We start from the raw sequence: 4,525 nt of genomic DNA, 5'->3' as shown, positions 1-4,525 counted from the left end.
ACTGGTGGCGGTGCCTCTTTCTGGAATTTGATATTCGAATAAATCAGATGAAAGTCTTAACATAGCTAACCTAATAAAATGCAATCGTGATAGCAGCCAACAACAGGACTATTCCATAAAAGGGCGCTTTTCCCTAATAAGGAATAGCGCCAATATCGCATATAAGGGCCAGTTTGTTGAATAAAAGACCAACTTAATTGTCACTGATTTTTCCGATATTTGGATTATAACTAAGAGAAAATAAGTTTATTTGTGTTAAACATTTCCACGGAAAAAAGCTGATCATGAGGTCAGCTTTTTTGTAAGTATTCTTTTTAATAATAATCCTACAAATAATCCCGGGAGTACGCTCAACATTGGAAGCCAAATAACTCCTAATAATTGACCGAATAACGATATTTTTGATGAATAGATCGTTCCCACCGTCACAAAATAAGCTGAAAAAACAAATGGTAAAAAGGCATAAGGCTCTTTTCCTCCACCTGCATCCTTATACGCATCCCACATCGCAAAAAAGTATAAACAAGGATAAAACATAAGCCACTGATAATTTGCCTGTTCAACTGCCATTTCCACGTTCCCCTGAAAACTTAAAATAATAACTTCGTTAAAATTTCCCAGTACATTAATCAAAAACTCTAATAAAATTAATACCAATCCTTTGATATACATTTTATTTAATAGTTGACCAAATCCCGGTAATGCGATGCTCCATAATAGGACTTCAACCGCTTTCAAATACTAACTTTTCCCTTGATATTTATCCGTGATCGATCTAAAAGGTTATTTTGTGCATTCATAGGAATAGGAACATAACGCATAATGTCACCTTCTTATTTATTTTTCCATTTTAAGTTCATCCTTTTTGTTTGTTCTTCGCTAATTTTTTAGGATCCTTTACTCCAGGAGGCTGTTCCAGCCAATTATGTTTAATCATGATATCTGCTCCGCTTTTGGCAAGCCGAGCAACTTCAAATGATAATCGCTCATAATTAATCATCAAATCACTTCGTTGGCTTGCAGATGCTGCAGTAGAATAATTCCCCATTCCCGCAGATACAAGCAAATCCGTGTGAAACATCACTAATTTATCTGAAAAAGTCTGAGTTGTGGAGTCACTTAAATATACATTCGTCTGTGCAGATTCAATATTATCTTTCATAAGTGTATCTGCAAAAATTTTCAAATGCTTTTTTGAGATGTTTTTACTGCGAAGCATGAAATCCTGTACCTCTTTTGATGGTGATGTTTGAGCAAATGCAATGCATAAGTGCATTCCTATTGAATTTGTTAGGACGTTCTGATACAAATGAGAAATCTCAACAGCATTTAATGGACGTTTATCATTGAAAGGATTTAAGCCACTTAAATACTTTTTACTGTCAACATAGTCTGTTTCTTTGGGAACGTCAATATACGGGTGTCTGGAAACTATCCCCTTGGAAAGACCAGTTTCGAGTGATTGTTTATAAAGGTTACTGGTTTCATTTAACGCCTGTACAAAGTAGTTACATACATCATCCCGGTAACTCATCGAAACAAAACCGCCGTATATTAACATTCCCGCCTTCGCCATATGATTCACATACACCAAACAAAATATGTCTGAAAAAAGCCACGGTGCGTTCATATTCACATCTTGTTCGGTAAACCCATTTGGAATGGTGAATTGTTCATTTTCAAAAATAGCTGTTAATGTGTCCAAATGGTTAGACGAAAGATCATAGGCATGCTGTACAACAGATTTTATATCTGCATCTTGAATATGCTCCAGCATAAAACCCAAGATACATTCCGACATGCTGTCATTCATATACCCAGTCCAAAGAGAACCAATTTCTGCGGATGTTAGGGGGATATTCCTTTCATTCATTAAGCAACCTCCTTGAGAATATGTCAGGATAAGTTTAGTATTCACATTAATATGGATTTTATAATGAATTACAGGTATAAAGAAACAATTTGAAGAGTGAGAGGCACTATAAAAACGAAGTAAAAAATTGTTCCGGAAAAGGGCGCAAATCAGGAATAAGAATAGTGTTCAAGGCCTAATCGATATAGTTCTTAACCACGTTATTATTATCTGAAAGGTAGATTCCATTGTTTTTTTATATCGCTATATCCATTGGTTTAGTTGTTCTTTTGTTAGTAATGGGGGTCCTTTGGTTAAATCGATGGACAAAAAAACCTGATGCAGATTATGTTTTGAAATTTATTGCAAAAAACCCAGAGAGATCCTCACTATCCATTCTGAAAAATGGGAAAAGCCTTGCGGATGTTCAATCTGATCAATTGTTCTCATTGGCAAGTACAGTGAAGATTATTATAGCCATTGAATATTCTCAACAAGCTGCACATAGTGAAATTAATCCAGACGAAAAAATTAAAACAGATGATCTGGCACGGTTTTATATACCTGGGACAGATGGGGGTGCTCACGAAGCCTGGTTGAATACCATGGAAGAACAAGGACTTTTGCAAAACCAAACTGTTTCATTGAAGGAGATTGCAAAAGGAATGATGTCCCACAGTTCAAATGCTAACACGGAATTCTTAATGATGCGACTTGGGCTCGACAGAATAAATGCTAATTTTGATAAGCTTCAGTTGTTTAAACATGAGCAAATTTATCCTTTTGTATCAGCTCTTTTTATTCCATATGAAATTGCACATCAAAAGGGGCTTGATATTCATGATAAAAAGGATGCGAAAGAGATAGCGACATACATTGAGAATATGTCACAAGCAGCCTACATTGAAGAGTCCATTAAACTTCATGATAAACTTGTTCAAGATTTTAATGGTGATTATAAGAGGTGGGTTAACATAAAAGCATGGCACAATATCGAATTTGATAGGCTGGCTTCCAAACGATTTGTTCGTTCTACGACTTTCGAATATGTTTCAATTGTACGGAAAATGAACGAGGGACTGTATTTTCCATTTCAGATTTGGGAGCACTTACAGCCAATTATGGAGTGGCCTATGAACGGAAAGAAAAACCAAAAAAGATTTAAAAGTTTGGGTGGCAAGGGAGGTTCAACAGCTTACATTCTCACATATGCTTTCTATGCAGAAGATAAGCAAGGAAATAAAACGGAATTGGCGGTCTTTTTCAACGACATCTATGGCTATGAAACAATCAAGCTTTTAAACAGCTCTTCTGCTTTTCAGTCAGCCGTTCTTACAGGCAGCTCTGACTGGGAAGACAAATTAAAAGCTTTTTTTGATGGTTGATCTTGTCTAAGGTTATTCAATAAAAGGGCGCGATTATCTAATAAAATCGCGCCAATATCGCACATAAGGCCCAGATTGTTGCATAGTAAGTAATCCTGCACAAGTGTGCACGATAAGTCGGATAATGTACTATACTTCCTGCTATTCTATTGATGAAGGGAGGTCATTGAAGTGGATTCACTTAAGACTATGAACGACGCCCTAAGATATGTTGAAGAAAATCTTATAAATGATATTGACACTCGTGAAGTAGCAAAGCGTGCATTGTGTTCAGAGTATCATTTTAAACGAATGTTTTCTTTTCTGGCAGGTGTAACATTGTCGGAATACATTCGGAGAAGACGTCTCACGCTTGCGGCCTTTGAGCTGAACAATAGCGATTTGAAAGTTATTGATGTGGCCATGAAGTATGGATATAATTCTCCGGACTCTTTTACGAGGGCGTTTCATATCCTTCACGGAGTAACACCATCGGAGGCCAGAAATAATGGTCACAACATAAAAGCCTATCCACGAATGACCTTTCAATTATCAATTAAAGGTGGGAAAGAAATGAATTATCGAATTGAAGAAAAACGAGGATTTAACATCGTTGGGATTAAGAAAAGGGTTCCTATTATTTTTAACGGGGTTAATCCAGAAATTGAATCTATGTGGGAAAGTTTAGATGATGGGACTATAAATAAGCTCAAAAAACTTTCCAATATCGAACCTATTGGTTTGATTAGTGCATCTACCAACTTTTCTGAAACTCGGATGGAGGAAAAAGGAGGATTGGATCACTATATTGGTGTGGCTACAACAAACGAGTGTCCTGCTAGCCTGACTAAACTTGAAGTTCCGTCTCTAACGTGGGCCGTGTTTGACTCTGTTGGACCATTTCCTGAAACGTTACAAGATATCTGGGGACGTATTTATTCCGAGTGGTTTCCTTCTTCAAACTTTGAGCAAATAGAAGGCCCCGAAATACTTTGGAATGAAAATAAAGATACAAGCTCGCCGAAATTTAAGAGTGAAATTTGGATACCAGTTAAGAAAAAATAATAATGGGATTTCAACTAACGGGCGCTTTCTTTGAAAAGAGCGCCCATTTTCATTGACTAAATAAGAAACAGTTTTTCGAATTAAAGAATTACGATAGAATAGGAAATAAGGACAATGATAGGCTCTCGGAGTTTCCGGAGTGAAAATTAAGGAATTGTTAAAAATTCACTGGAAATAGGTGATGATTTTCTTAAATGGATATTGTTTTCATGCCATTTTCAAAAAAAGGCATGCCAAATAAGCC

At 36.4% G+C, this 4,525-nt stretch carries 4 protein-coding genes; 2 read left to right on the top strand and 2 right to left on the bottom strand.

Annotated elements, in window-relative coordinates; translation table 11 throughout:
• Positions 1-282 precede the first annotated feature (282 nt).
• Positions 283-738: a hypothetical protein gene (locus E4U82_RS19185; protein WP_010529058.1), complete on the bottom strand. Its 456-nt coding sequence runs from the start codon at positions 736-738 to the stop codon at positions 283-285.
• A 118-nt stretch (positions 739-856) separates the two neighbouring features.
• A complete protein-coding gene (locus E4U82_RS19180) occupies positions 857-1,873 on the bottom strand; it encodes a DUF3231 family protein (RefSeq protein WP_135111850.1) in 1,017 nt (338 codons plus the stop codon).
• 227 nt (positions 1,874-2,100) lie between these two features.
• Here E4U82_RS19180 and E4U82_RS19175 point away from each other — a divergent pair, with 227 nt between their 5' ends.
• Both E4U82_RS19175 and E4U82_RS19170 read left to right on the top strand, forming a co-directional pair.
• Positions 2,101-3,237, top strand: coding sequence for a serine hydrolase (locus tag E4U82_RS19175; RefSeq protein WP_135111849.1), 1,137 nt, complete (start codon positions 2,101-2,103; stop codon positions 3,235-3,237).
• Between the two features lie 171 nt (positions 3,238-3,408).
• Positions 3,409-4,281: an AraC family transcriptional regulator gene (locus E4U82_RS19170; RefSeq protein WP_135111848.1), complete on the top strand. Its 873-nt coding sequence runs from the start codon at positions 3,409-3,411 to the stop codon at positions 4,279-4,281.
• Positions 4,282-4,525 lie beyond the last annotated feature (244 nt).

This window comes from Lentibacillus salicampi, assembly GCF_004565465.1.
Classification (GTDB): domain Bacteria; phylum Bacillota; class Bacilli; order Bacillales; family Amphibacillaceae; genus Lentibacillus; species Lentibacillus salicampi.
Note: the sequence above shows the minus strand (reverse complement) of the source record. Positions and strands in the feature narration are given on the sequence as shown.